The organism is Streptomyces sp. NPDC002911 (assembly GCF_053591835.1).
The window spans coordinates 40136-66603 of record NZ_JBSFUO010000031.1 but is presented as its reverse complement, the minus strand read 5'-3'; the positions used below and the strand labels follow the sequence as shown (position 1 = coordinate 66603).

Here is a 26468-nt window from a genome sequence, read left to right as displayed (position 1 = left end):
TTCCGACTCTATCAGACTCTTTCGTGTCCGATTCCCGGCCGAAGCGGGTTCCTGCTGTTTCGCTTTCCAGTTCTTCGCTTTCGCGTTTCCCTTTCGGCGTGGTCACTACATTAGCGGATTTCCTCGGCGACTCATAATCGAGTCGATCGGGAGAATTTCGGCATGCCGAAATCGCACCCGCCAGGGGTGAATCGTAGGTAGTGGTTGGCCCTCTCACGATGCTCGGCCCGGTCCGATGGACCACGCCAAGAACAAGTGCATTCGTTCAAGCGGCTCGGACTACATTAGGGAAACAGCAGGGGCGAGTCAAGTTGCGCGGCGGCGGGGCGCGTGGGCCCGGTACGGGCTGACCGTGGGGTCGCCGTCGATCCAGAAGCGCCAGGGCTGGTGCGAGCCGTCGCCGCGCACCCCCGTACGGGGGCCGCTCCGTACCTGGTCGGGAGATACCGGCGTACCCCGCAGGACGGACAGAGGCCGCTGCGGGCCGTCCACCACGTCGACTCCGTTCAACGCACGGTCGACGTCGAGGGCGGTGGCCAGACGCGCCGGCCCTTTGGCCAGTTCTCTGTCATGCCGTGCCGAGAATCGACGTTTGCGGGCCATCTCCGCTCCGATGCCGATCTCCCCGGCCCGGAGCAGGACACCACTCGCCTTGCCCTCGGGGCCGCACACCAGGTTGAGGCAGTGCCACATGCCGTACGTGAAGTAGACGTACGAGTGCCCCGGCGGCCCGAACATCACGCTGTTGCGGGCCGTCCGGCCGCGGAACGCGTGGGAGCCCGGGTCGATCTCGCCCGCGTACGCCTCCACTTCCGTCAGGCGCAGCTCGATGGGGCCCTCGTCGGTGGCCCGGACGAGGGTGCGGCCCAGCAGATCGGGTGCCACGTCCAGGACAGGCCTGTCGAAGAAGTCTCGCGTCAGCGGCGTACGGTCCATGCCCTCGTTCATGGCGTCCGAGGGTACTGGGCCCGGCGCGACGGGAACCGGCTACGGTCGTGGCGCGTATGTAGAGGTCAGGACCAAGGAGGAAAACATGGGCTTCAAGCGGCTGCTCGCGAGCATGGGTGCCGGCGGTGCTTCGGTCGAGACCGAACTCACCGAACTCAATGTCGTCCCCGGCGGGGTCGTCCAGGGCGAGGTCCGGATCCAGGGCGGGTCCGTGGACCAGCAGATCGAGGCTCTCTCGGTCGGTCTGCAGGCGCGTGTCGAGGTCGAGGGCGGGGACCAGGAGACCAAGCAGGACATCGAGTTCACCAAGCTGCGACTGGGCGGTGCCTTCGAGGCGAAGGCCGGCGCGGTACACGTCGTGCCGTTCGGGCTGGAGATCCCCTGGGAGACGCCGATCACCATGTTCGCCGGGCAGCAGCTGCACGGCATGAACATCGGGGTGACCACGGAGCTGGAGATCGCCCGCGCCCTGGACTCGGGTGACCTGGACCCGATCAACGTGCACCCGCTGCCCGCGCAGCAGGCCATCCTGGACGCCTTCGGTCAGCTGGGCTTCGGTTTCCGCAGTGCCGACATGGAGCGCGGCCACATCCGCGGCACCCGCCAGCGTCTGCCGTTCTACCAGGAGATCGAATTCGTCCCGCCGCAGCAGTACCGGGGACTGAACCAGGTCGAGCTGACGTTCGTCGCGGACGACCGCGAGATGGACGTCATCCTGGAGATGGACAAGAAGCCGGGGCTCTTCAGTGAGGGCAGCGACTCCTACCGCGCCTTCCAGGTGGGTCTCACCGACTTCCAGGGCACGGACTGGGCCGCGTACCTCAACCAGTGGCTCGCCCAGGTCGGCGGCCAGCGCAACTGGCTCTGACGCCCCTTAAGGTCGGTGGAAAGACACCGCACAGCCGATCAGGAGAGGTGCTGACGTGACCGAGCCGAAGAGGGCGCCGCTGCCGCACGACTTCCATCCCGAGGTCTCCCCGTTCACCGTGGTGAGCGAGGACCTCGCGCCGGGCGCCGTACTGGCGGAGGCCCAGGTGTTCGCGGCGGGGAACACCTCACCGCAGCTGCGGTGGGAGGGCTTCCCCGCGGAGACGAAGAGCTTCGCCGTGACGTGCTTCGACCCGGACGCCCCGACGGGCAGCGGGTTCTGGCACTGGGTGCTCTTCGACATCCCCACGTCCGTCACGGAACTCCCCGCCGGTGCGGGCAGCGGAGCGTTCGAGGGGCTGCCCGAGGGCGCCGTCCAGGCGCGCAACGACTACGGGGCGAAGGAATTCGGCGGTGCCGCGCCTCCTGCCGGTGAGAACCACCGCTATGTCTTCACCGTGTACGCGGTGGACACCGAAAAGCTCGGCCCGGACAGCGATGCCTCACCCGCCGTCGTCGGGTTCAACCTGCGGTTCCACACACTGGGCCGCGCCCAGCTGATCGGGGAGTACGCCGCCCCCGGAAGCTGAAGGTTCTCCTGCCGTTTGCCCTGCCCTGGTCCTGGAGAGACCAGGGCAGGGCACTTTTTATTGCGTTGTCCGTCCCGGCTCACCCGGACAGAGTTGATCCGGGCCCGCCGACAGACGGGCGGCACAGGGGAGGTGGGCAGGATGCGGGACACATTGGTCCTCAACGCGAGCTTCGAGCCACTGTCGACGGTGACGCTCAACCGTGCGGTGGTTCTGATCCTTCAGGACAAGGCCGTCGTCGAGCAGTCGCATCCCGGGCTCCGTATGCGTGGTGCCGCCGTGGACATTCCGCTCCCCAGGGTGATCAGGCTCTGCCGGTACGTACGGGTGCCGTTCCGAAGACACGCGCCCTGGTCCAGACGGGGTGTGCTCATACGGGATCAGCACCGGTGCGCGTACTGCGGGCGGCGGGCGAGCACCGTGGACCATGTGGTGCCGCGGGCCCAGGGGGGCCAGGACACCTGGCTGAACACGGTGGCCTCGTGCGCGGAGGACAACCACCGCAAGGCGGCCCGGACGCCTGAGCAGGCGGGAATGCCACTGCTGCGACAACCGTTCGTTCCGTCGCCGGCGGACGCGATGCTGCTCGCACTGGGGGCCGGCGACCGGTCGGCGCTGCCGGAGTGGCTGGCGCACTCTGCGGCGTGACGCCATGGGCGTAGGCGGAAGCCCGCTCCCTCGTGCCGGAGGCGACAGGCTTCCGTCCGTCAGCGCAGCAGCAGCTGGACGACGGCCGCGGTTCCGATGACGACGATCAGGGTCCGCAGGAAGCGAGGGCTGAGCCGGCGGCCGACCCGGGCTCCGATCTGGCCGCCGATCGCGGAACCCACCGCGATGAGCACGACGGCCGTCCAGTCGAAGTCCGCGACGAAGAGGAAGAAGAGCGCGGCGATGCTGTTGACGACGGCGGCGAGGACGTTTTTGACGGCGTTGAGGCGCTGCATCGTGTCGTCGAGCAGCATGCCCATCAGGGAGAGGTAGATGATGCCCTGGGCCGCCGTGAAGTAGCCGCCGTAGACGCTGGCGAGCATCAGGCCGCTGAACAGGAGGGGCCCGCCGTCGGGTCGGGCGGGGGTGCCGGTACGGTCGCGGCGGCGCTGTACCGCTCTGCTGATGCGGGGCTGCAGTACGACGAGCACGAGCGCGACGGCCACCAGCACGGGGACGATCGTCTCGAAGGCCGTGGAGGGCAGGGCGAGCAGGAGGGTGGCCCCGGTGAGTCCGCCGATCAGTGCGCCGACGCTCAGCTTCAGTATGCGGCGGCGCTGACCCTCGAGTTCCTTGCGGTAGCCGATGGCCCCGCTGATGGAGCCCGGGATCAGGCCGAGCGCGTTGGACACGGTGGCGGTGACCGGTGGCAGGCCGGTGGCGAGGAGAACGGGAAAGGTGATCAACGTGCCGGAGCCGACGATGGTGTTGATCGTTCCCGCGCCGACCCCGGCCGCGAAGACCGCGAGAATCTCCCAGATGGACAAGGCCATCTCCTTCGATGGTCAGTGACGCCTCCCCGCCATGAAGGTCGAGGGGCCTCACTGATCATGCACGAAGGTGTTTCCCGGTCAGTCGACCGGGGGCTGCTCCCGGCGTTCCTTGCTGCCGGTGTTGAAACCGGGGGCGCCGCTGCCGAGGTTACCGAAGGCACCGCTGAGGCCCTTGAGCGCGTCACCGAGCTCACTGGGCACGATCCAGAGCTTGTTGGCGTCGCCCTCGGCGATCTTGGGGAGCATCTGGAGGTACTGGTACGAGAGAAGCTTCTGGTCCGGGTCTCCGGCATGGATGGACTCGAAGACCGTACGGATGGCCTGGGCCTCGCCCTCGGCGCGCAGCGCGGACGCCTTGGCCTCGCCCTCGGCACGCAGGATCGCGGACTGCTTCTCACCCTCGGCCGTGAGGATCGCGGACTGCCTGATGCCTTCCGCGGTGAGGATGGCGGCGCGCTTGTCGCGGTCGGCGCGCATCTGCTTCTCCATCGAGTCCTGGATGGAGGTGGGCGGTTCGATGGCCTTGAGCTCGACGCGGTTGACGCGGATGCCCCACTTGCCGGTGGCTTCGTCGAGGACTCCGCGCAGCGCGGCGTTGATCTCCTCACGGGAGGTCAGCGTCCGTTCGAGGTCCATGCCGCCGATGATGTTGCGGAGCGTCGTGACGGTGAGCTGCTCGATCGCCTGGATGTAGCTGGCGACCTCGTAGGTCGCGGCGCGGGCGTCGGTCACCTGGTAGTAGATGACGGTGTCGATGTTGACGACGAGGTTGTCCTGGGTGATCACCGGCTGCGGCGGGAAGGGGACGACCTGTTCACGGAGGTCGATGCGGTTGCGGATCGAGTCGATGAACGGGACGACGATGTTCAGCCCGGCGTTGAGCGTGCGGGTGTAGCGGCCGAAGCGCTCCACGATGGCGGCACTGGCCTGCGGGATGACCTGGATCGTCTTGATCAGGGCGATGAAGACGAGCACCACCAGAATGATCAGGACGATGATGATCGGTTGCATCGTGTGCCTCGTGCCCTTCGGTTGCCGACGGATCGTGGTGTTCGAGGTCGAACTGCCATCGTGGTCATGGCTGTTGCACTCTCATGATGATCGACTTCGAGTGTGTCAGACTGCGGGCTGCCGCGTGACCGGTTCACTCACATGACCACGGCCGTTGCACCGTCGATGTCCACGACGTCCACCTGCCGACCGGGTTCGAAGCTCTGGTCGCCGTCGAGCGAGCGGGCGGACCAGACCTCGCCGGCGAGCTTGATGCGTCCGCCGCTGCCGTCCACCCGCTCCAGCACGACGGCCTGACGGCCCTTCAGTGCGTCGATGCCGGTGGCCTCGCCGGGCCGGCCCGCACGGTGTCTGGCCGCGATCGGCCGGACGACGGCGATCAGCGCCACCGACACCACGACGAAGACCAGGACTTGAGCGACGACGCCCCCGCCGAGGGCCGCGACGACGGCAGCGGCCACCGCACCCACGGCGAACATTCCGAATTCAGGCATCGCGGTCAGGACGAGGGGAATGCCCAGTCCCACCGCTCCGATCAGCCACCACACCCACGCATCGATGTCCACAGGGTCATCGTAGGACCGCGAGTGCGCTCCCCGACAGGGCGCCGGAGAGGTTGGCCGTCGTGCGACTACCCGCCGAGGGGGAGTCCGCGGGCGGTGTAGCGGTCGCCGTGGTGCTCGACGACGAGCGGCAGGCCGAAGCAGAGGGAGAGGTTCCGGGAGCTGAGCTCGGTCTCCATGGGGCCGGCGGCGAGCACCTTGCCCTGGCGGATCATCAGGACATGGGTGAAGCCGGGCGCGATCTCCTCGACGTGATGGGTGACCATGACCATGGAGGGGGCGTACGGGTCACGGGCCAGCCGGCCGAGGCGGCGGACCAGGTCCTCGCGTCCGCCGAGGTCGAGCCCGGCGGCGGGCTCGTCGAGGAGGAGCAGCTCGGGGTCGGTCATCATGGCGCGGGCGATGAGGGTTCGCTTGCGCTCGCCCTCGGAGAGCGTGCCGAACTTACGCTCGAGGAAATCGGTCATGCCGAGGCGGTCGAGGAAGGCGCGGGCGCGCTCCTCGTCGACGGCTTCGTAGTTCTCGTGCCAGGTGGCGGTCATGCCGTACGCGGCGGTGAGCACCGTCTGCAGCACGGTCTGGCGCTTGGGGAGCTTCTCGGCCATGGCCACACCGGCGATGCCGATGCGGGGACGGAGCTCGAAGACGTCGGTGCCGACCCCGCCGAGCCGCTCACCGAGGATCCTGGCCGTGCCGGTGCTCGGGAAGAGGTAGCTGGAGGCGATGTTGAGGAGGGTGGTCTTGCCCGCGCCGTTCGGCCCGAGGATGATCCAGCGCTCCCCCTCCTTGACCGACCAGGAGACGTCGTCCACCAGAGCGCGTCCGTCGCGGACCACGGATACGTCCACCAGCTCCAGTACATCGCTCATGGCGCGTTGTCTCCCCATACAGTGTCGAGATCGTCGCGTGCCTGTAGGCACAGCTCCCAGGGAAAACCTACGCCACCCGAGAAGTGCTCAGGCCGTGGGGCCGTTCCCTAGGCTGTTCCCATGCTTTTGGAACCACGCTCAGGGCGGCTTGCCGCATGGGGAAACGCGCTTTTGGCGGGACTTGCGTCACCGGACGACGCGGCGCTCGCGATCGTCGGCGAGGACGCGGTGCACCGCGTCGAGGGGCTGCCGGGTGAGGCGGGGCCCGTCGGGCTCACGCTCGCACTCGGCCGGCTGAGGGGGCTCGGTGCGACCGGTTTCCGGGTCGCGCTGCCGGTGCCCGGGCATCCGCTGGGGCTCAGCGGGCCGCCGGACTTCAACGCCCGGGCGCTGGAGGCGGAGGAGGCGGTGGTCACGTCCGGGGCACCGTACGGGCTCGTACCGGAGGTGAGTGAGGCGGGCCCCGCCGGGGATCTGCATGTCGAGGTGGTCTGGCGATGCCTCCCTGTCCGGGTGGCGCCGCCCGCCGATGTGCCCTCGCTGGGTGAGGCGGAGCGGGAGCTCGCGGAGGCGTTGCGGGACGCGACAGCGGTGCTGTCGCGGCTGGACGTCGCCGGGTCCGGTCCGGTCGCGGAGGCCGCGGTGGATGCCTACCGGGCGCGGGCGGAGCGGGGACGGGAGGTGCTGGCTCCTGGCTATCCGCCGCGGGCGGTCCGGGTGCTGGAGCTGGCTCAGCGGGTGGGGCTGCTGGTGTCGGTGGCCCATGAGAACGGACACGGCGGTGCGGTGAGCGCTTCCGAGATCGCGGCCCGGAGCGAGGCGCTGCGGCCGGTGGAGCGGGTGGCCCGGCGGGCGCAGGTCGCGGCGTACAACGCGTACATGGAGGAGCGGGGACGTTAGCTCCCCCGGCCGCCGGAGGGCTCGGGGGAGCCCGCCGGCGGCGAGGGGCGAGGCGTCGGTCAGCCGTTCAGGCCGAGGTTGCCGAAGGCCGGGTTGAGCAGGCCCACCACGTTGACCGTGTTGCCGACCACGTTCACCGGGACGTTCACCGGGACCTGGACGACGTTGCCCGAGAGGACGCCCGGGGAGCCGACGGCCGTGCCGTGGGCACCGGCGCCGCCGTGTCCCGTCGCGGAGGCGGCTCCGGCACCGGCGGCGATGATTCCGCCCGCGACCATGGTGACGGCTGCGGCCTTCTTCAGGTTCTTCACTTCAGGATCCTCCTCGCATCGCTGCGGCCGACCGCCGCAGCACGCAGGGAGAACGCCGGTACGCCGACGAGGATGCGCCGTACGGGTGACATACGCCCGACAGTATGAAATCTCGGACTGGAGTGAACACGTCCGCTTGGCCGACGAAAGCCCCGTCCAGCAACGCCCCCGTCAGCCCGCCGCTCCGTGCCGGACCGCCCACAGCGCGGCCTGGGTCCTGTCCGACAGGTCGAGTTTCATCAGGATGTTCGAGACGTGGGTCTTCACGGTCTTCTCCGACAGGACCAGCGCCCGGGCGATCTCCCGGTTGGAGCGGCCGTCGGCGATCAGTCCGAGCACCTCCCGCTCGCGCTCGGTCAGGGTGCTCCCCCGCCCCGTGCCGTTGCCCGTGTCGTCCTGGGCCAGCAGCGCGCCTGCGACCTCCGGCTGGAGCAGGACGTGGCCGGCGTGGACCGAGCGGATGGCGCCGGCCAGGGCGTCCGGGTCGACGTCCTTGTACACGTAACCCGATGCTCCCGCCCGCAGGGCGGGCACGACCGTGCGCTGTTCGGTGAAGCTGGTGACGATCAGCACCCTGGCCGGATTCTCGAGCTCCCTGAGCCTGCGCAGCGCCTCGATGCCGTCCGTGCCCGGCATCTTGATGTCCATCAGAACCACGTCGGGCCGCAGCTCCTCGGTCCTGGCGACGCCCTCGGCACCGTCGGACGCCTCGCCGACGACCTCTATGTCGTCCTGGATCTCGAGGAAGGTACGCAGTCCCCGGCGGACCACTTGGTGGTCGTCGACCAGCAACACCTTGATGATCTTGTCAGCCACAGGGGACCTCCATCTGGATCGTGGTGCCCTTGCCGGGCTCCGAAGCGACGGTGAGCCGGCCGCCGACGCCGCCGGCCCGGTGCCGCATGGAAACGAGGCCCAGGTGCCGTCCGGCGCGCCGGACGGCGTGGGTGTCGAAGCCACTGCCGTCGTCGGTGATACGGAGCACCGTGGCGGTGGTGTGCCGGGCTAGCGTGACGGTGACCTGCCCGGCGCCGGAGTGGCGCAGGGCGTTGTGCAGGGCTTCCTGTGCGACCCGCAGCATCGCCTCCTCCTGGGCGGCGGGCATGGCTCGCACTCCGGCGCTCTCGAAGGTGACCCGGGCGCTGTGGGCGCGGTCCAGGACCTGGATCTGGGTACGGAGGGTGGCGACCAGGCCGTCCTCGTCCAGAGCGGCGGGGCGCAGCTCGACGACGGCCGCGCGCAGCTCGTCCACGGCTTCCCCGGCCAGGTCGGCGACCTGCTGGAGCTCGCCCTTGGCGCGTACCGGGTCACGGTCGACGAGGGCCGCCGCGGCCTGGGCGGTCAGCCGGAGCGAGAACAGTTTCTGGCTGACGGCGTCGTGCAGCTCATGGGCGAGCCGTGAACGCTCCTCGGCGATGGTGAGTTCACGGCTGCGTTCGTAGAGCCGGGCGTTGGAGAGGGCGATGGCCGCGTGCTGGGCGAGGATGCCGAGGAGCTCCTCGTCCTCCTTGGTGAAGTTGCAGCCGCCCGTCGGCCTGGGGCAGCGCTTGTTGGCGAGGAAGAGCGCGCCGATGGTCTCGTCACCGTCCTGGATGGGGAGGCCGAGGAAGTCGGACATGTCGGGGTGGGCGTCGGGCCACCCCTCGAACCGGGGGTCCTCGCGGACGTCGGCGAGCCGCTGGGGCTTCGCCTCGTGGAGCATCGCCGCGAGAATGCCATGCTGGCGGGGCAGCGGCCCGATGGCCTTCCACTGCTCGTCGCTGACCCCGTCGACGACGAACTGGGCGAAGCCGCCGTGATCGTCAGGCACGCCGAGGGCGGCGTACTCGGCGTCCAGCAGTTCGCGCGCCGAGGCCACGATCGTCTTGAGGACGTCTCTCATCTCGAGGTGCCGGCTCATGGCGAGCAGCGCGGCGCTGACCGCGGCGAGGCCCGACGGTGGGCGATGGCTCATCTGATCACCGTACCGGCGGGGGTATCGCCGCCGTATCGGGCTGTGGACCTCCGCGGCGTAGGTCCCGGGTCCTAGGCCGAAGTGCCTTGCGCGGCTGAGGCCGATGGGCGAGGGGGCGCGCCGGGCCCCGTTCCCACGCTGGTGACGTCGAGGCTCCACGAGGTTCGCAGGGATGGCTGTCATGCCGATCGCAGCGATCAAGGGTGGACCGAGACGGCTGGGCCGCGCGCTCGGCGTGGCTCCGGCGCGGCGGGCCTGGGGCCTGGTGCTGGGTGCCAGGTCGGCGGAGGCGCTCCGGGAAACAGCGGCGGAGCTGGGCGGCCGACACGGGACACGGGCGGTGGCCATGGCCGGGGATCACGGACTCGGCGCACCGCAAGGCCCTGGAGCACGCTGACGCGAGAGGCGAGCGCCGCGCGGGAGGCGCTGCTGCAAGGAGTACGCCCAGCCGCCGGGCCGCCGCTGCGTCCGCCGTGAGCTCGGTGACACTCCTTCCGCCTCCCGCCCGGAAATCCCCTCACGCTCCGCATTACAGGAGCAACTTTTCGTGAACAAGAAGGAAGCCCCGTGTGAGCCCAGGCATAGGACCCATGTCACTTACGAAGAGGATTAGTTGACCTAAAACGGGCAACTCGCCATAGCTCAAACCGGACAAGGAGGCATGAACGAGACCCTCGCTCACTACCCAGCTTCGTACGTCACACCTTTGCCAGGCCATTTTGCTGGCGCTAAGAATTGCAGCTGTCCCCGACGGAGATGCCTCCGGCTCTTCCGTCCGCGTCCTCGCCGAGGACCCCTGCTATTCGAAGAGGTACGACTGTATGTCCGTGTCCCGCATCTCCAGCCGTAGCCGTCGCCTGAACAAGGCGCAGAAGCTCTCCGTCGCGGGGGTCTCCACCCTGGCCGCCGCCGCCATCTCCTTCTCGCTCGTCCCGAACGACGCTTCGGCCACGACCGAGCCGCAGGCCGCCTCGGCCGCCTCGGCCGCCGCGCCGGTGGCCTTCACCGGCTCGCAGGCGAAGAGCGTCCAGGCCAGCGTCATCGAGCAGAACTCGACGGCCGAGCAGCTGGTGAAGGCTGCCGACGCGGCCAAGGCCAAGGAAGCCGACGCGAAGAAGAAGGCTGCCGCCAAGGCTGCGGCGAAGGCCGAGGCCGACGCGAAGAAGCGTTCAGCCAAGAAGGCCAGCCGCGCCGCCGACCGCAAGCCGGTCTACAAGAACAACCTGGACGGCTGGATCCGTGAGGCTCTCGCCATCATGGACAAGAAGAACATCCCCGGCACCTACGAGGGCCTGCACCGCAACATCATCCGCGAGTCCAGCGGTAACCCCCGTGCCATCAACGACTGGGACATCAACGCGATCAACGGCGTCCCGTCGAAGGGCCTGCTGCAGGTCATCAAGCCGACGTTCGACTTCTACCACGTCAAGGGCACCAAGCACGACCAGTACGACCCGGTCGCCAACATCACCGCGGCCGCCAACTACGCCGCGGACAAGTACGGCTCGATCGACAACGTCGACAGCGCGTACTGAGCCACAAACCGAGCAAGGCCTGGCAGAGCCGGCCGCCGGCACGCAGCGTCGCGTGACCGGCCGGCACATGCCGAAGGGCGGCACCCCATGGGGTGCCGCCCTCGGGCGTTTCCGGACCCGGCGCGCCCTACTTGCGCATCACCTCGGGCTCGTGGCGGCGCAGCATCCGCGAGACCGCGAAGAAGAGCACGGCGCTCATGAAGAGCATGACCGCGATGTTGATCCCCCACTGCCCGGCCGAGTGCTCCCAGAGCGGGTCCAGGTCGGTCGGGTTCTCCGGGTCCCACGGCGGCATGAGGTGCGCGAGGTCCAGCGTCGTGCCCGCCGCGGCCACCGCCCAGCGCGACGGCATCAGCCAGGCGAACTGCTCCAGGCCCGGGGATCCGTAGACCTGGAAGAGCACGCCGGTGAAGACGACCTGGACGATGGCGAACATGACGAGCAGCGGCATGGTCTTCTCGGCGGTCTTCACCAGCGCGGAGATCATCAGGCCGAACATCATCGAGGCGAAGCCGAGCACGATGATCGACAGGCAGACCTCCACGGCGGGGGGCATGAAGAGGCCCTCCTCCGGCAGCTCGCGGGTGGAGAAGCCGATCCCGCAGATGATCACGCCCTGGAACGCGGTGATCACACCGAGGACGATCACCTTGGACAGCAGATAGGCGGAACGGGAGAGGCCGGTGGCCCGTTCCCGCTCGTAGATCACCCGCTCCTTGATCAGTTCTCGTACGGAATTGGCCGCTGCGGCGAAGCACATGCCGACCGCGAGGATCAGCATGATGGTCCCGGCCTTGCCGTTGAAGCGGGACGGCGGATCGGGTTCCGCCAGGCCGAACTCGGCAGGAATGACCACGCTGACGACGCCGAGAACGGCCGGCAGGAGCACCATCAGGAGCAGGAAGCCCTTGTCGGACACGATCACCGAGACGTACCGGCGCATCAGCGTCCACAGCTGGGCCAGCCAGCCCGACGGCTTGGGCGGACGCATCCGCTGCGGCGGCGGCATGTGTACGGACTGTGCGGCGACGGCGTCGATGTCCGCGGCGTACATCTGGTAGTGCTGGGAACCGCGCCAGCGTCCCGCCCAGTCGTAGTCGCGGTAGTTCTCGAACGCGGAGAAGACGTCGGCCCAGTTGGTGTAGCCGAAGAAGTTCAGCGCCTCCTCGGGCGGGCCGAAGTAGGCGACGGAACCTCCGGGCGCCATCACCAGGAGCTTGTCGCAGATGGCCAGCTCGGCCACGGAGTGCGTGACCACGAGGACCGTGCGGCCGTCGTCGGCGAGGCCGCGCAGCAGCTGCATGACGTCGCGGTCCATGCCCGGGTCGAGGCCCGAGGTCGGTTCGTCCAGGAAGATCAGCGACGGCTTGGTCAGCAGCTCCAGGGCGACCGACACGCGCTTGCGCTGGCCGCCGGAGAGCGAGGTGACCTTCTTGTCCTTGTGGATGTCCAGCTTGAGCTCGGCGAGGACCTCGTGGATCCGGGCGGTGCGCTCGGCCTCGGTGGTGTCCGCCGGGAAGCGGAGCTTGGCCGCGTACTTGAGTGCCTTGGTTACCGTGAGTTCCTTGTGCAGGATGTCGTCCTGCGGGACCAGGCCGATGCGCTGGCGCAGCTCGGCGAACTGCTTGTACAGGTTCCGGTTGTCGTAGAGGACGTCGCCCTGGTTGGCGGGCCGGTAGCCGGTGAGCGCCTTGAGCAGGGTGGACTTGCCGGAGCCCGACGGGCCGATGACGGCGATCAGTGACTTCTCCGGGACGCCGAACGAGACGTCCTTGAGGATGTCCTTTCCGCCGTCGACCGTCACCGTGAGGTGGCGGGCCGAGAAGGAGACCTCACCGGTGTCGACGAACTCTTCCAGCCGGTCCCCGACCAGCCGGAAGGTCGAGTGACCGACACCGACGATGTCGTTCGGACCGATGAGAGCGGTACCGGACTTGCTGAGCGGCTGGCCGTTGACGTACGTGCCGTTGTGCGAGCCGAGGTCACGGATCTCGAAGCGGCCGTCGGGCGTCGCCCGGAATTCGGCGTGCAGGCGCGAGACCTGCAGGTCGGAGACGACCAGCTCGTTCTCCAGCGCACGGCCGATGCGCATGACGCGGCCGAGATCCAGCTGGTGGAACGTCGTGGGGCTTCGCTCGCCATGGACCGGCGGCGCCCCCGCCGCGCCACCGGGACCACTCGCCCCGTGGCCCTGCTGGTGCGGGACCGGAGGATGCTGCGTCTGGGGGGCCTGCGGCGCCTGTTGCCAGCCCGCCTGCTGCTGCGCGGGACCGCCGGGCCAGCCGGCGGCGCCCTGCGGCTGCTGCTGGGGCTGTTGCACCGGGGCTTGCTGCACGGGAGGTGCGGGCGCCTTCTGCACTCCCGCCGCCTGCCCGCCGTGGACTCCGGCGCCCGCCGCGGCGCTGAGGCCCAGCCGCGGTCCGTCGGTGGCGTTGCCCAGGTGGACCGAGGTACCCGGGGGGATCTCCATCTGCTGGATACGGCGGCCCTGCACATAGGTGCCGTTCGTGCTGCCGTGGTCCTCGATGAACCAGCCGCGGCCGTTCCAGCTGATCGTGGCATGCCGCCACGACACCCTGGCGTCGTCGATCATCAGGTCGCCCTGCGGATCACGTCCGAGGGTGTACGACCTGGACGGATCGAGCGCCCAGGTCCTTCCATTCAATTCCAGTACGAGTTCCGGCACTCCGCGCCCCACTAGTTGTCCCCCGAGTCGCCCCCGTCGCAGGAGGCCTAGGGATGCTGAACATCGTGGGGAACTATTCCAGGAGCCGTCACGTAACGGAAAGCCGGGCGGCGTGAAGACGGCGGGGAAGCTCCGATCCCCTTCCCCGACTCGGGAGGAATGGGGCCGGAGCATCCCATCCGAGGCGCCCCGTTCCCTGTCCGTCGGCCCCGCCGGGGCCCGGCCGAGGGCTGTCCGCCACTCGGGACGGCTTCTGGGCCCGCCCCGCGGCCCTATACGGTGGGACCACCATGAGCGCACCTCAGCCACCTCGGTCACCCCGGTCTCCTGAGCCTCCCGATTCCCCTCGGGGCGCGGACGCCCCCACGCTTCTCGTCAAGATCTTCGGGAAGGACCGGCCTGGTATCACCGCCGGACTCTTCGACACCCTCGCCGCCTACGCCGTCGATGTCGTGGACATCGAGCAGGTCGTCACCCGTGGCCGCATCGTCCTGTGCGCCCTGGTGACCTCGCCGGCCCCGGGCGGCACGGCCGAGGGCGACCTCCGGGCGACCGTGCACAGCTGGGCGGAGTCCCTGAAGCTGCAGGCCGAGATCATCTCGGGTACGGGCGACAACCGTCCGCGTGGCTACGGCCGCTCCCATGTGACCGTGCTGGGGCACCCGCTGACCGCGGAGTCCACGGCGGCCATAGCGGCCAGGATCACTTCCACCGGCGGCAACATCGACCGGATCTTCCGCCTGGCGAAGTATCCCGTCACCGCCGTGGAGTTCGCGGTGTCCGGCACCGGGACCGAGGAGCTGCGGACCGCGCTGGCGACGGAGGCCGCCGGTATCGGCGTCGACATCGCCGTCGTGTCGGCCGGGCTGAGCCGCCGGGCGCAGCGGCTGGTCGTCATGGACGTGGACTCGACGCTCATCCAGGACGAGGTCATCGAGCTTTTCGCGGCCCATGCCGGCTGCGAGGACGAGGTCGCCGCGGTGACCGACCAGGCGATGCGCGGCGAGCTGGACTTCGAGCAGTCCCTGCACGCACGCGTCGCGCTGCTGGCCGGGCTCGACGTGTCGGTGGTGGAGAAGGTGCGGGCGGAAGTCCGGCTGACCCCCGGTGCCCGCACCCTGATCCGGACGCTGAAGCGGCTCGGCTACCAAGTCGGCGTGGTCTCGGGAGGCTTCACCCAGGTCACGGACGACCTCAAGGAGCGTCTCGGGCTCGACTTCGCCTCCGCCAACACGCTCGAGGTCGTCGACGGCAAGCTCACCGGCCGGGTCGTGGGCGACATAGTGGACCGGGCGGGCAAGGCCCGCCTGCTGCGCAGCTTCGCGGAGCAGGCGGGGGTACCGCTTTCGCAGACGGTGGCGATCGGCGACGGCGCGAACGATCTGGACATGCTGAACACGGCGGGGCTGGGTGTCGCTTTCAACGCCAAGCCGGTCGTCCGTCAGGCCGCCCACACGGCGGTGAACGTCCCGTTCCTGGACACCGTGCTGTATCTGCTCGGGATCACCCGCGAAGAGGTGGAGGCCGCCGACGGCCTCGTGGACTGACCGCACGCGAAGGGGCGCCGGCACAGATGCTGTGCCGGCGCCCCTTCACACGTCGTCGGTCAGTCGTTAGGCGTCCAGTACTCGACGAGTTTGCCCACGCCGTGTTCCAGGCTCTTCCAGGGGCCGGAGAACTCGACGACGGCGTAGGCCGCGGTCGGGAAGCCGTCCCTGGTCATTCGGGCGAGCGCATCGCCCTCGGCCCTGCCGGAGAGCGCGTCCGCGGCACCGTGCATGCCGGGATTGTGGCCGACGACCAGCAGATTCCGCACGTCGTCGGGGGTCTCGTCGAACAGGGCGATCAGTTCGCCGAGGGAGGCCTCGTACAGCCTCTCCTCGTACACGGTCCTGGGGCGCTGTGCGAATTCGTGGACCGCGAGCTTCCAGGTCTCGCGGGTCCGGGTGGCGGTCGAGCACAGAGCCAGATCGAAGACGGTTCCCGAGTCGGCCAGCTTGCGGCCGGCGACGGGGGCGTCCTTCCTGCCTCGTTCCGCCAGTGGCCGTTCATGGTCGGACTGCTGCGACCATTCCGCCTTTGCATGCCTGAGAAAAACGATCCTGCGAGGTGTATCGGCGCTCATACACCTCAGCTTCGCACGAAATGCGCCTCCGGGCGCAGGGTGTTGACGTGCTCGCCCGCTGGGGGCGGATGACGGGCTGCGGGGTGTGTACCGGGCTGGTCAGGCGGGCATCAGGCCCAGGATGTGCCCGAGCAGCCGCCCGATCGCGGGGTCGCCGGTCGCCGCCTGCGCCTGGCCGGGTCCCACGATCAGCAGGAGGAGCGCGGCGAAGGCGAGGGCGGGCAGCACGACGGCCCACCACGGCAGCCGGGCGTCGGCGGTGGCCGGGGCGGGGCGGTGGATCCGGGTGTTCGTACGGGCCGACATGTCCGCCTCCGTTGGTCCTCGGCTGTGTTACCCAGAACCTACGGGCCGGCCGGCGGCGGTCCCATCCGGTGACCCACCCACGCGACCCTGAACCTGGCCCCCTAGGGGACAGGGGGGCCTGCCCCACCCCCCGGGGATCAGGGGGAGGCGATCGTGGCGATCACGCCGATGACCACGGAGATGAGAAGCATGGTCCCGAACACGAGGAGAAGCTTCTTCTGGCCGTTCTGGGGATTCGGATCGAGCACTGGCATGCGCACATTCTCGCATCTCAGCACTCGTCCTCGATCGTCCGGTCCCGCCCGGCGAGCATTCCCGCGACGGCCTGGGGCACGAGGAGACACGCCATGAGGGCGAGGGGCAGACCCCAGCCGCCGCTGTGCTGGTAGAGCACGCCGACGAGCAGGGGGCCGGGGATCGAGATCAGGTAGCCGGTGCACTGTGCGAAGGCGGAGAGCCTGACGACCCCCGCGCCGGTGCGCGAACGCATCCCGATCATGGTGAGGGCGAGCGGGAAGGCGCAGTTGGCGACCCCCAGCAGCAGCGCCCAGAGCCAGGCGCCGCCGGCCGGGGCGAGGTAGAGGCCGGCGTAGCCGAGGAGACCGCACCCGCTGAGCACCAGGACGATCGGGCCCTGGGTCCGCAGCCGGGAGGCGACCCGGGGGATGACGAAGGCCAGGGGCACTCCCATGGCCATGGTCACGGCGAGCAGGACACCCGCGGTGCCCGCGGAGATCCCCGCGTCACGGAAGATCTGCGGCATCCAGCCCATCGTGATGTACGCGGCCGTGGCCTGGAGCCCGAAGAAGCAGGCGAGCGCCCAGGACGTACGGCTGCGGGTGATCCGGAGCGCGGGGGGAGCCGGACCGACGGACTGTCCGGACGCGTCCCCGCGGTCCTTCACGAACGGGACCCACGGCAGGATCGCGACCACGGCCAGGGCCGCCCAGACGGCCAGCCCCGTCTTCCAGCTCCCGCCCAGCGCGTCCGTCAGGGGCACGGTGAGGGCGGCCGCGAGGGCGGTGCCGAGGGCCAGGGCCATGGAGTAGAGGCCGGTCACGGTGCCTACCCGGTCGGGGAACCAGCGCTTGACGATGACGGGCATCAGGACGTTGCTGACCGCGATGCCCATCAGGGCGAGGGCGCTGGCGGCGAGGAACCCGGCGGTACCGCCCACGAAGGGGCGCAGCAGCAGGCCCACAGCAATGGCCACCATGCCCGTGCAGACGACGGCGCCGGTACCGAACCGGCGGGCCAGCCGGGGCGCCATGAAGCCGAACAGCGCGAAGCAGAGCGGCGGCACGGAGGTGAGGACACCGGCGACGCTGCCGCTCATGTGCAGTCCGTCCCGGACCTCTTCGAGCAGGGGGCCGAGACTGGTGATGGCGGGCCGGAGGTTGAGCGCGGCGAGGACCAGGCCGAGGGTGACGATCCGCAGCACCCAGGGGGAAGGGCCGGGCGCGGACGTGCCGGGCACCGGGGTGGTGCCGGGAGCGGCGGGAGGGCTCAGGGTCGGGGTCTCGTCGTGGCGCATGAGACCCATCATAGAATCATGGGATGATTGACTGTCCACTCCCGCTCTCTCCCTGAGACAATCGGCATGCCGATCCGACGGGCCCGCACCTCCCGGACCACCTCTTCCGGACCATCCCTCCGGAACACGAGCAAGGAGCACCATGGCGCTGACGTCCACGCGGCGTTCGGCTCTCGCCGATCAGGTGATTGCCCAGCTGAGGAACCAGATCACCGCGGGCGAGTGGCCGGTGGGCTCACGTATCCCCACCGAGCCCGAGCTGGTCGAGCAGCTCGGGGTCGCCCGCAACACGGTGCGTGAGGCGGTGCGTGCGCTGGCGCACAACGGGCTGCTGGACATCCGCCAGGGCTCCGGCACGTACGTGGTGGCCACCAGCGAGCTGGCCGGGGTGATGCAGCGCCGTTTCGCGGACGCCGACCCCCGTCACGTCGCCGAGCTGCGCTCCACGCTGGAGTCCTCGGCGGCCAGGCTCGCCGCCCTGCGGCGTACGGACCGGGACCTGCGGCAACTGGACACGCTGATGGTGCGGCGCGAGGAGACCTGGGCGTCGGGTGACGCGGAGGCCTTCGTGGCCGCCGACGCGACCCTGCACCTCGCCGTGGTCGCCGCCTCGCACAACGACGTACTGACCGAGCTCTACGCCGACCTCAACGACCTGCTCCGCGACTACCTGCGCGACGACGTGGGCTCGAAGCTCGGGCCGCAGGAACTCATGGACCATGGGCGGCTCGTCGAGGCGATCCGCGCGGGCGATGCGGAGACGGCCGCCGCCGAGGCCGCGGCCCACGCGCTGGACTGTCTGCGGGAGCGGGTCTGACCGACCAGCTCAGGAAGTCACCGAGTGGCTGACCCAGGCCGAGCCGACCTCCTTCCAGCAGCGGTCCTCGAGCTTGACCGTCCGGCCCGGCTGCACCGCGACCGCACCGCTGTCGGCGTCGACGTCCCACCAGCGCGCACACTCGGTGTGGAGCCGCACGAGATCGGTCGTGGGGTACGGGTTGTGGCAGTAGGCGATCACCTTGGAGCCCTCGACCGACGTACGGCATTCGGAGCCCGAGGGCTCCGGTTCCGGTGCGAGGGGCGCCGCCGCTCCGCTCCCCGCCCGGTTGGCCGCGCTCACGGCCACCGGGGCCAGAAACCCCGCGACGACGGCCGCCGCTGCGAGCAGGGCCCAGGTTCGGCGACGTGTGGAGCGCACGGCGTCCTCCTCCCCACAGCCTGACCGAAAGTCCGGTTCCACCACATTCTGCGGTGGAACCGCCATCTTTTCGACTCGAGCGCCAGGGGGGCCGCAGGACACGCGCGACGGCCGCGTACCCCGAGCGAGGGGGTACGCGGCCGTCGGTGAGCCGTGCGCGGTCAGGCGCCCATCATGTGCACGCCACCGTCGACGTGGATGATCTCGCCCGTGGTCTTCGGGAAGAAGTCCGACAGCAGGGCCACGATGCCGCGGCCGGCCGGCTCCGGGTCGGCCATGTCCCACTCCAGCGGGGAGCGGTGGTTCCAGACGTCCGCGAGCTCGCCGAAGCCCGGGATGGACTTGGCGGCCATGGAGCCGATCGGTCCGGCCGAGATCAGGTTGCAGCGGATGCTGTCCTTGCCCAGGTCACGGGCGAGGTAGCGGGAGGTGGCCTCCAGCGCGGCCTTGGCCGGGCCCATCCAGTCGTACTGCGGCCAGGCGAACTGCGCGTCGAAGGTGAGGCCGACGATCGAGCCGCCGTCGTTCATCAGAGGCTTGCAGGCCATGGCGAGCGACTTCAGGGAGAACGCCGAGACGTGCATCGCGGTGGCGACCGACTCGAACGGGGTGTTCAGGAAGTTACCGCCGAGCGCGTCCTGCGGCGCGAAGCCGATGGAGTGCACGACGCCGTCCAGCGAGCCGAGCTCGTCCTTGACCAGGCCGGCGAGCCGCTCCAGGTGCTCGTCGTTGGTGACGTCCAGCTCGAGGACCTTGACGGGCTTCGGGAGCTTCCTGGCGATGCGCTCGGTCAGCGTCGGCCGGGGAAACGCCGTCAGGATGACCTCGGCGCCCTGCTCCTGGGCCACCTTCGCGGCGTGGAATGCGATGGACGACTCCATCAGCACACCCGTGATGAGGATGCGCTTGCCGTCGAGAATTCCGCTCATGGTGATCAGTGACCCATGCCCAATCCGCCGTCAACGGGAATGACGGCTCCAGTGATGTACGACGCGTCGTCGGACGCGAGGAAGCGCACCGCGGCAGCGATCTCGGCGGGCTGCGCGTAGCGCCCGAGCGGCACCTGCGACACGATGTCCTTGCGCTGCTCGTCCGTGAGCACCTGGGTCATGTCGGTGTCGACGAACCCGGGTGCGACGACGTTGAACGTGATGTTCCGTGAGCCGAGCTCACGGGCCAGCGACCGGGCGAAGCCGACCAGGCCCGCCTTGGACGCCGCGTAGTTGGCCTGTCCGGCCGAGCCGAGGAGGCCGACGACGGAGGAGATCAGGACGACACGGCCCTTCTTGGCGCGCAGCATCGCGCGGTTGGCCCGCTTGACGACGCGGAAGGTGCCGGTGAGATTGGTGTCGAGCACGGACGTGAAGTCGTCCTCGGACATCCGCATGAGCAACTGGTCCTTGGTGATACCGGCGTTGGCGACCAGCACCTCCACGGGACCGTGCTTCTCCTCGATCTCCTTGTAGGCCTGCTCCACCTGCTCGGTGTCGGTGATGTCGCACCGGACCGCGAGAACGCCCGCCTCGGTGAGCGCCTGCGGCGGCTCCCCCGAGCGGTGGGTGACGGCGACCTTGTCGCCGTTGTCGGCGAAGGCGCGGGCGATGGCGAGGCCGATGCCCCGGTTTCCTCCGGTGACGAGAACCGAGCGGCTCATCGGATCACCCTTTCCTTGGCGGTCTGGTACATCGAAAACCTATCGGTACCACTGCTCATCCAAGGAATCGGCCTCTGACAGCGCCGCCGGGCCGCGACTGTCGGGTTCCCACAGTCGCGGCCGGGAGGTGTTCAATCGAGGGCGACGGGGGTGGTCGGCTCCACGGCACCGTTCACAGTGACCAGCAGCAGATCGCCGACGGTCGCGTCGCCCCCGAGGCCCAGTTCCGCTACGGGCCGCGCCCCCGGAATCTCCCGTGTCGCGACCGGCATGAGATGGAGTTCGTTCTTGTCTCCCTGGAACGCGAGTACGACGTAGGTCTCGTCTTCGCGGATCTTCGACGCCACAGCGCTGAGCCGGTCCGGCAGCACCGCGCAGACCACGGTCAGCCGTTGGCGTTCGGCCCGGGGGAAGGCGGAGATCATCTGCAGCAGGCCGGGGGCGGAGAGGGTTCCTTCCAGCAGGCGCGCCACGCCTTCCCGGTCGCCCTGCCGCTCGCCCTCCTGCGCGTGCACGAACCGCACGATCGGCAAGCCGTCGTCGAGCACCTGTTGCCAGCGGGGAAGCATGAAGTCGATGTGAAGGGCGTCCTCCCGGGTCGCTCCCGCGTCGCCGACACGCTCACCCATGCCGGTCAGCCAGGCGTTGATCTCGGCCCAGCGCCAGACGAGTGAGCGCCCGACCGTGCCTTCGGGGTCCGGGAACGGCCCCGCCTCCGCCCGGCGCTCGCCGTGCACCCATTGGAGGACGTTCTGCCGGCTGCGGCCCGTCCGCTCGGCGATGTCCGGCACGCCGACCAGATCGGGATCGAGTCGCAGCAGCCGCAGCTGAGGAAGTGCGCGCCTCAGCCGCACGACCAGGCGGTGCGCTGCGTCGATGGCGCTGTCCCCCGATTCGGACAGATCCAGCAGGTGCTTGTCCCTGTGCTGGGTGAGCAGACCTTCGAACTCGTCGAAGATGACGCCGACCGCCAGGTCGTCGTCCACGCTGATGCCGTCCACGACAAACAGGAACTCGTACTCCATCTCGCCCTTGACCCCCTTGGCCGTGCTGTCACATGCCTCCGCGCCAGGGTTCGCCACCCCTGCGAGGGCAGACTTACCCAGTACCCATACGTTGTCAAACGACAACGCTCCTCAAGGGGCACGGCGCGGGTCATCTTCGGGGAGCGGGCAGAGTTTCGCGCGCCGCGCGAGGTTGCGCGCCGTGCGCCCCGGGTTCGCCGGCGTCCCCGGGACCGGAACGGTGAGGCAGCCGCCTCCGGCACAGGGGCAGTACAGCCGCCCCCAGTGCCCTTCCTTGTGCAGTGCCCAGCCGTCAGCAACGAGCCGCTTGAGGACTACGCGCATCTCTTTGTCCTGGTGGTCCGCCGGTGACAACTCGCGCCCGACCATGCACCGTCTCCCCAACCCTCGGCGCCGGCAACACAGTTGGACGTCAACTCGGCGTGACCGAGAGACTACCCCCAGAGACCGACAACCGGCGAAATCGCACGTCAATACGGCAATTGCCAGGGTGTTCGATCAATGACGACTGTCTGACAGCGGGCGGCGAACCTGCTCGCCGACGGCCGGCCCGGGAAACGTGTAGCCGACCAAAGCCGTTCCATTGCGTGGTTCACTCCGAGGTACACAAAGAGAAGGGGAGCCGTTCGTGGCCCATGAGGTAGATCGATCGTTCCTGGCCCTGCCGCTGCGTGCCCTCGCCGACGCGGCGCTCGCCCGCGCCCGTGCGCTCGGCGCCGTACACGCGGACTTCCGGTTCGAGCGGGTGCGCGGCGCCTCCTGGCGGCTGCGGGACGCTCGGCCCTCCGGGACGTCGGACACCACCGACACCGGATACGCGGTCCGGGTGGTGCACGGCGGGGCCTGGGGGTTCGCGTCCGGGGTGGACCTGACGATGGACGCGGCGGCGAAGGTGGCCTCGCAAGCCGTCGCCATGGCCAAGCTGTCCGCGAAGGTGATCGCGGCGGCCGGTTCCGACGAGCGCGTCGAACTGGCGGACGAGCCGGTGCACGGCGAGCGGACCTGGGTGTCGGCGTACGAGGTCGACCCCTTCGACGTACCGGACGCGGAGAAGGCGGGGCTGCTCGCCGAGTGGAGTACCCGGCTGCTGGCGGCCGACGGGGTCGAACACGTGGACGCCTCTCTGACGACCGTTCACGAGAACAAGTTCTACGCCGACACCGCCGGCACCGTCACCACCCAGCAGCGGGTGCGGGTGCATCCGCAGCTGACCGCCGTGGCCGTGGACTCCGCGACCGGTGAGTTCGACTCGATGCGGACGATCGCTCCGCCGGTGGGCCGGGGCTGGGAGTACCTCACGGGCACCGGCTGGGACTGGGACGCCGAACTCGAGCGCATCCCGGAGCTGCTGGCCGAGAAGATGCGGGCGCCGAGCGTCGAGGCGGGGACGTACGACCTGGTCGTCGACCCCTCCAATCTGTGGCTGACCATCCACGAGTCGATCGGCCACGCGACCGAGCTGGACCGGGCGCTGGGCTACGAGGCGGCGTACGCGGGGACCTCGTTCGCCACGTTCGACCAACTGGGAAAGCTGACGTACGGCTCCCCCGTGATGAACGTGACCGGTGACCGAACCGCCGAACACGGGCTGGCGACCATCGGATACGACGACGAGGGTGTCGCGGCGCAGTCCTGGGACCTGGTCAAGGACGGGACGCTGGTGGGCTACCAGACGGACCGGCGGATCGCGAAACTGACGGGCCTGGGCCGGTCCAACGGCTGCGCGTACGCCGACTCGCCGGAACACGTCCCGGTGCAGCGCATGGCGAACGTGTCGCTGCAGCCGGATCCGGGCGGGCTCTCCACGGAGGACCTTATCGGCGGGGTGGAGCGCGGGATCTACGTGGTAGGTGACCGGTCCTGGTCGATCGACATGCAGAGGTACAACTTCCAGTTCACTCAGCAACGGGCGTATGCGATCCAGGACGGCCGTCTCGCCGGCCAGATCCGGGATGTTGCCTACCAGGGGACGACCCCGGATTTCTGGGGGTCGATGACGGCAGTCGGCGGACCTCAGACGTACGTCCTCGGCGGAGCGTTCAACTGTGGGAAGGCTCAGCCCGGCCAGGTTGCAGCCGTCTCTCACGGATGCCCGACAGCAGTGTTCCGGGGCGTGAACATCCTCAACACCTCGGACGAGTCCGGGCGCTCCTGACCGGCGGCGCGATGCGCATCTGCACGGCGTCACCCCACACATCGGCGTTGGCGTCATCGACGGGCGCCCCCGGCATCGGCAACGGGACGCTCCCCCGCAGAGACGCGAGAGCCAGCCCGAGGCGGTTGTGCATGACGAGCGCCCCCTGGTGCATCGGCCTTCGCACCAGATGTCCATAGATCAGTCCAGTCGTGCGAGTGGTCCCGTGTCCGACCCACGCGGCAATTTCGAAAAGTGGGATACCGGAGTGAATCGCCTGGGAGACGAAGAAGTGCCGGAAACTCTTGGGGGTGTACTGCGAGGTCCCCGCAGCCGTGGCGGCATCCTTGAACTGGGCCAGGAACCAGTCGTACGACGGGTGCCGATCATTCAGATGCGGAGATTCGAAGAACCGTCCCCCGTCCCCCCACACCCCGTACGCGTCGACATGGTCGTTGAAGACCTGGCGGATCGAGTGAGGGACAGGGGCCCTTCGCACCTCGCCCGAAGCGCGGCTCCTGGTGCCACGCTTCACACCGCGGCAAGATCCGGAGATCTCCTGGCACTCGTACGCCGACACCTGGTGGTCCACCGCGATGATGCCGCTGTCCCAAGCCATCGAGGCATCCGACACCGCCAGGACCTCACCCGGGCGCATCCCGCATCCAGCCATCGCCCAGAGAACGGCGCGGATCAGCTTCGGGGCCTCTGCGATGATCCCCATCACCTCCCCCATGGCGGGGATGTCGGCGTCGGCGATCGGGGTCAGTGGCCTCCCGGCGCGCCGGTGAGGATTCACCTTGCGGCAAGGGTTCCGACCAATGATCTCGGCCGTTACCGCGTAGTGCCATACAGACGAGAGCACATTCTTGCGACCGCGGACGCCGTTCTCCGCATAGCCACGTCTCTGCTGCTCCACCTCCCACCGTTCGATATCCGCAGGTGTTGCCGGCCATCTCGATGGATCCGAATGTCCGCGCGAAGTGGTTGTCATAGACGCTCTGATGGTTCCGCCTTGCCGACTCTTCAAGAGCCCCGGCCTCGACCCACTCGCCCCAGACATCCGCGAAGGCCCTCCGTCCCGCCGCGGGGTCGAGTCGCGCCCCCGAGTCCTTGCGCCCCGACAACAAATACCCAACTCGGCCCCCACTCGACAGAGAACATGAATGCGACATGCGATGTCGAATCCACCCGAACAAAAGAGCGAGACCGCCGGGTCTTCGGCGGATAAGCTGCTCCCCTCATCTGCAGCCTTGCCATCATCGACACGGCGCACCCCAGAACTGTCGACCTGTTGCGGCAGCACGACGGCCCGGCCACGGTAATCCTCATGTCCACACCCCTGGAGACAGTCGATGAGCAGGCGAAACAGCAAGCCGTACGAGATCGTCGAGCGGGCGCTCGAGCTGTCCACCGCGGACGGCTGCGTGGTCATCGCGGACGAGAGCTCCTCCGCCAATCTGCGCTGGGCCGGCAACGCGCTCACCACGAACGGGGTGACTCGGGGGCGGACCCTGACCGTGATCGCGACCGTGGACGGTGCAGAGGGAACGGCGTCCGGTGTGGTGTCCCGCTCGGCCGTCACCGCCGACGACCTGGAACCGCTGGTGCGGGCCGCCGAGGCCGCAGCGCGCGGTGCCGGGCCGGCCGAGGACGCGCAGCCGCTCGTCTCCGGGGTCCCGGTGTCCGCCGACTTCACGGAGCCGCCGGCCGAGACCGGCTCCGATGTCTTCGCCGGCTTCGCACCGGCGCTGGGCGACGCCTTCGCGCGGGCCCGCTCGGGCGGCCGTGAGCTCTACGGCTTCGCCCACCACCAGCTGAACTCGACGTATCTGGGCACGTCGACGGGGCTGCGGCTGCGCCACGACCAGCCGAACGGAACGCTGGAGCTGAACGCCAAGTCCCCCGACCGGACCCGTTCCGCCTGGGCGGGCAGGGCCACCCGGGACTTCAAGGACGTCGACCCGGCGGCCCTGGACGCCGAGCTGGCGCAGCGTCTCGGCTGGGCGGAGCGCAGGATCGAGCTGCCGGCCGGGCGCTACGAGACGCTGCTGCCGCCGACCGCGGTGGCCGACCTGCTGATCTACCAGTACTGGTCGGCGGGCGCCCGGGACGCGGCGGAGGGCCGGACGGTCTTCTCCCGGCCGGGTGGCGGTACGCGGATCGGCGAGACTCTCTCGGAACTGCCGCTGACTCTGCGCAGCGATCCCCACGCTCCGGGGCTGGAGGCCGCTCCCTTCGTGATCGCGCACGCCTCGGGGGACGGTTCCTCGGTCTTCGACAACGGGCTGCCGCTGCCCCGGACGGACTGGATCAAGGACGGCCGGCTGGAGCGACTGACCACGACCCGGCACTCCGCCGGGCTGACGGGCCTGCCGGTGGCACCCTCGATGGACAACCTCGTCCTGGACGGAGGCGGTGAGCGGTCCCTGGAGGAGATGGTGGCCGCGACGACCGGGCGGGCCCTGCTGCTGACCTGTCTCTGGTACATCCGGGAGGTGGACCCGGCCACCCTGCTGCTGACGGGTCTGACCCGGGACGGGGTCTATCTGGTGGAGGACGGCGAGGTCCTCGGCGAGGTGAACAACTTCCGGTTCAACGAGTCGCCGGTCGGGCTGCTGTCCCGGGCGTCGGAAGCGGGCCGTACGGAGAAGACGCTGCCGCGCGAGTGGGGTGACTACTTCACCCGGGCCGCGATGCCCCCGCTGCGCATCCCGGACTTCCACATGAGTTCGGTCAGCCGGGGCGTATGACCCCCATAGACTGACCGGACGATT

The 26468-nt window shown here is 69.4% G+C and carries 28 protein-coding genes; 10 read left to right on the top strand and 18 right to left on the bottom strand.

Going from position 1 to position 26468, the window contains the following annotated elements; translation table 11 throughout:
• Positions 1 to 306: 306 nt before the first annotated feature.
• Positions 307 to 948 carry a DNA-3-methyladenine glycosylase gene (locus ACWD04_RS29420; protein ID WP_451136778.1) on the bottom strand — a complete coding sequence of 214 codons (642 nt, stop codon included), beginning with the start codon at positions 946 to 948 and terminating at the stop codon, positions 307 to 309.
• 85 nt (positions 949 to 1033) lie between these two features.
• On the opposite strand from ACWD04_RS29420, the gene ACWD04_RS29415 reads away from it, so the two are divergent.
• The 3 genes from ACWD04_RS29415 to ACWD04_RS29405 all read left to right on the top strand — a co-directional run bounded on the left by ACWD04_RS29415 (position 1034) and on the right by ACWD04_RS29405 (position 3053).
• Entirely contained in the window at positions 1034 to 1816 is a 783-nt protein-coding gene (locus ACWD04_RS29415; protein ID WP_451136777.1) for a sporulation protein, read from the top strand.
• Between the two features lie 55 nt (positions 1817 to 1871).
• Positions 1872 to 2405: a YbhB/YbcL family Raf kinase inhibitor-like protein gene (locus ACWD04_RS29410; RefSeq protein ID WP_451136776.1), complete on the top strand. Its 534-nt coding sequence runs from the start codon at positions 1872 to 1874 to the stop codon at positions 2403 to 2405.
• A gap of 141 nt (positions 2406 to 2546) precedes the next feature.
• A complete protein-coding gene (locus ACWD04_RS29405; protein WP_451136775.1) occupies positions 2547 to 3053 on the top strand; it encodes an HNH endonuclease in 507 nt (168 codons plus the stop codon).
• A gap of 59 nt (positions 3054 to 3112) precedes the next feature.
• Here ACWD04_RS29405 and ACWD04_RS29400 read toward each other — a convergent pair whose 3' ends face one another.
• From ACWD04_RS29400 to ACWD04_RS29385, 4 genes are all read right to left on the bottom strand, one after another.
• Positions 3113 to 3880 (bottom strand): sulfite exporter TauE/SafE family protein, encoded by a 768-nt coding sequence (locus tag ACWD04_RS29400; RefSeq protein ID WP_451136774.1) that lies wholly within the window; start codon positions 3878 to 3880, stop codon positions 3113 to 3115.
• An 84-nt stretch (positions 3881 to 3964) separates the two neighbouring features.
• Positions 3965 to 4897: an SPFH domain-containing protein gene (locus ACWD04_RS29395; protein WP_451136773.1), complete on the bottom strand. Its 933-nt coding sequence runs from the start codon at positions 4895 to 4897 to the stop codon at positions 3965 to 3967.
• Between the two features lie 137 nt (positions 4898 to 5034).
• Entirely contained in the window at positions 5035 to 5463 is a 429-nt protein-coding gene (locus ACWD04_RS29390) for an NfeD family protein (RefSeq protein ID WP_451136772.1), read from the bottom strand.
• Positions 5464 to 5528: 65 nt separating this feature from the next.
• Entirely contained in the window at positions 5529 to 6329 is an 801-nt protein-coding gene (locus tag ACWD04_RS29385) for an ABC transporter ATP-binding protein (RefSeq protein WP_451136771.1), read from the bottom strand.
• 120 nt (positions 6330 to 6449) lie between these two features.
• Between ACWD04_RS29385 and ACWD04_RS29380 the strand changes: the two genes are divergently transcribed.
• A complete protein-coding gene (locus tag ACWD04_RS29380; protein WP_451136770.1) occupies positions 6450 to 7229 on the top strand; it encodes a hypothetical protein in 780 nt (259 codons plus the stop codon).
• 59 nt (positions 7230 to 7288) lie between these two features.
• Here ACWD04_RS29380 and ACWD04_RS29375 read toward each other — a convergent pair whose 3' ends face one another.
• From ACWD04_RS29375 to ACWD04_RS29365, 3 genes are all read right to left on the bottom strand, one after another.
• The gene (locus tag ACWD04_RS29375) at positions 7289 to 7540 is read right to left on the bottom strand and encodes a chaplin family protein (protein WP_451136769.1); all 252 of its coding nucleotides are present in this window, start codon (positions 7538 to 7540) and stop codon (positions 7289 to 7291) included.
• 171 nt (positions 7541 to 7711) lie between these two features.
• On the bottom strand, positions 7712 to 8356 hold the full coding sequence (locus ACWD04_RS29370; protein WP_451136768.1) for a response regulator: 645 nt from the start codon (positions 8354 to 8356) through the stop codon (positions 7712 to 7714).
• On the bottom strand, positions 8349 to 9494 hold the full coding sequence (locus tag ACWD04_RS29365) for a GAF domain-containing sensor histidine kinase (protein ID WP_451136767.1): 1146 nt from the start codon (positions 9492 to 9494) through the stop codon (positions 8349 to 8351). Before ACWD04_RS29365 ends, ACWD04_RS29370 begins: the two co-directional genes overlap by 8 nt.
• Positions 9495 to 9675: 181 nt before the next feature.
• On the opposite strand from ACWD04_RS29365, the gene ACWD04_RS29360 reads away from it, so the two are divergent.
• Positions 9676 to 9891 carry a hypothetical protein gene (locus tag ACWD04_RS29360; RefSeq protein ID WP_451136766.1) on the top strand — a complete coding sequence of 72 codons (216 nt, stop codon included), beginning with the start codon at positions 9676 to 9678 and terminating at the stop codon, positions 9889 to 9891.
• 424 nt (positions 9892 to 10315) lie between these two features.
• Positions 10316 to 11029, top strand: a complete 714-nt coding sequence (locus ACWD04_RS29355) for a transglycosylase SLT domain-containing protein (protein WP_451136765.1) — start codon at positions 10316 to 10318, stop codon at positions 11027 to 11029.
• Positions 11030 to 11156: 127 nt separating this feature from the next.
• Here the strand turns inward: ACWD04_RS29355 and ACWD04_RS29350 are convergent, their stop codons facing one another.
• Complete coding sequence (locus ACWD04_RS29350; RefSeq protein ID WP_451136764.1) at positions 11157 to 13727, bottom strand: FHA domain-containing protein; 2571 nt, start codon at positions 13725 to 13727, stop codon at positions 11157 to 11159.
• 278 nt (positions 13728 to 14005) lie between these two features.
• Between ACWD04_RS29350 and serB the strand changes: the two genes are divergently transcribed.
• Positions 14006 to 15262 carry a phosphoserine phosphatase SerB gene (gene serB, locus ACWD04_RS29345; protein WP_451136763.1) on the top strand — a complete coding sequence of 419 codons (1257 nt, stop codon included), beginning with the start codon at positions 14006 to 14008 and terminating at the stop codon, positions 15260 to 15262.
• Positions 15263 to 15321: 59 nt separating this feature from the next.
• On the opposite strand, the gene ACWD04_RS29340 is transcribed toward serB, so the two are convergent.
• The 4 genes from ACWD04_RS29340 to ACWD04_RS29325 all read right to left on the bottom strand — a co-directional run bounded on the left by ACWD04_RS29340 (position 15322) and on the right by ACWD04_RS29325 (position 17680).
• Entirely contained in the window at positions 15322 to 15840 is a 519-nt protein-coding gene (locus tag ACWD04_RS29340) for a SixA phosphatase family protein (protein ID WP_451136762.1), read from the bottom strand.
• A 99-nt stretch (positions 15841 to 15939) separates the two neighbouring features.
• Positions 15940 to 16146, bottom strand: coding sequence for a hypothetical protein (locus ACWD04_RS29335; RefSeq protein WP_451136761.1), 207 nt, complete (start codon positions 16144 to 16146; stop codon positions 15940 to 15942).
• A gap of 137 nt (positions 16147 to 16283) precedes the next feature.
• Entirely contained in the window at positions 16284 to 16400 is a 117-nt protein-coding gene (locus ACWD04_RS29330; RefSeq protein ID WP_086010434.1) for an SGM_5486 family transporter-associated protein, read from the bottom strand.
• A 17-nt stretch (positions 16401 to 16417) separates the two neighbouring features.
• Positions 16418 to 17680: a CynX/NimT family MFS transporter gene (locus ACWD04_RS29325; protein ID WP_451136760.1), complete on the bottom strand. Its 1263-nt coding sequence runs from the start codon at positions 17678 to 17680 to the stop codon at positions 16418 to 16420.
• 142 nt (positions 17681 to 17822) lie between these two features.
• On the opposite strand from ACWD04_RS29325, the gene ACWD04_RS29320 reads away from it, so the two are divergent.
• Complete coding sequence (locus ACWD04_RS29320) at positions 17823 to 18497, top strand: FadR/GntR family transcriptional regulator (protein WP_451136759.1); 675 nt, start codon at positions 17823 to 17825, stop codon at positions 18495 to 18497.
• Positions 18498 to 18506: 9 nt separating this feature from the next.
• Here ACWD04_RS29320 and ACWD04_RS29315 read toward each other — a convergent pair whose 3' ends face one another.
• From ACWD04_RS29315 to ACWD04_RS29300, 4 genes are all read right to left on the bottom strand, one after another.
• Positions 18507 to 18878, bottom strand: coding sequence for a hypothetical protein (locus ACWD04_RS29315; protein WP_451136758.1), 372 nt, complete (start codon positions 18876 to 18878; stop codon positions 18507 to 18509).
• Positions 18879 to 19039: 161 nt separating this feature from the next.
• The gene (fabI, locus tag ACWD04_RS29310) at positions 19040 to 19807 is read right to left on the bottom strand and encodes an enoyl-ACP reductase FabI (protein ID WP_451136757.1); all 768 of its coding nucleotides are present in this window, start codon (positions 19805 to 19807) and stop codon (positions 19040 to 19042) included.
• Between the two features lie 5 nt (positions 19808 to 19812).
• Positions 19813 to 20532 carry a 3-oxoacyl-[acyl-carrier-protein] reductase gene (fabG, locus tag ACWD04_RS29305; protein ID WP_451136756.1) on the bottom strand — a complete coding sequence of 240 codons (720 nt, stop codon included), beginning with the start codon at positions 20530 to 20532 and terminating at the stop codon, positions 19813 to 19815.
• Between the two features lie 131 nt (positions 20533 to 20663).
• Complete coding sequence (locus tag ACWD04_RS29300; RefSeq protein ID WP_451136755.1) at positions 20664 to 21614, bottom strand: helix-turn-helix transcriptional regulator; 951 nt, start codon at positions 21612 to 21614, stop codon at positions 20664 to 20666.
• Between the two features lie 571 nt (positions 21615 to 22185).
• On the opposite strand from ACWD04_RS29300, the gene ACWD04_RS29295 reads away from it, so the two are divergent.
• Positions 22186 to 23712, top strand: a complete 1527-nt coding sequence (locus tag ACWD04_RS29295; RefSeq protein WP_451136754.1) for a TldD/PmbA family protein — start codon at positions 22186 to 22188, stop codon at positions 23710 to 23712.
• Here the strand turns inward: ACWD04_RS29295 and ACWD04_RS29290 are convergent.
• Positions 23681 to 24490, bottom strand: a complete 810-nt coding sequence (locus ACWD04_RS29290; RefSeq protein ID WP_451136753.1) for a tyrosine-type recombinase/integrase — start codon at positions 24488 to 24490, stop codon at positions 23681 to 23683. The genes ACWD04_RS29295 and ACWD04_RS29290 overlap by 32 nt on opposite strands.
• Before the next feature lie 556 nt (positions 24491 to 25046).
• Between ACWD04_RS29290 and ACWD04_RS29285 the strand changes: the two genes are divergently transcribed.
• Entirely contained in the window at positions 25047 to 26444 is a 1398-nt protein-coding gene (locus ACWD04_RS29285) for a metallopeptidase TldD-related protein (RefSeq protein ID WP_451136752.1), read from the top strand.
• Positions 26445 to 26468: the final 24 nt, after the last annotated feature.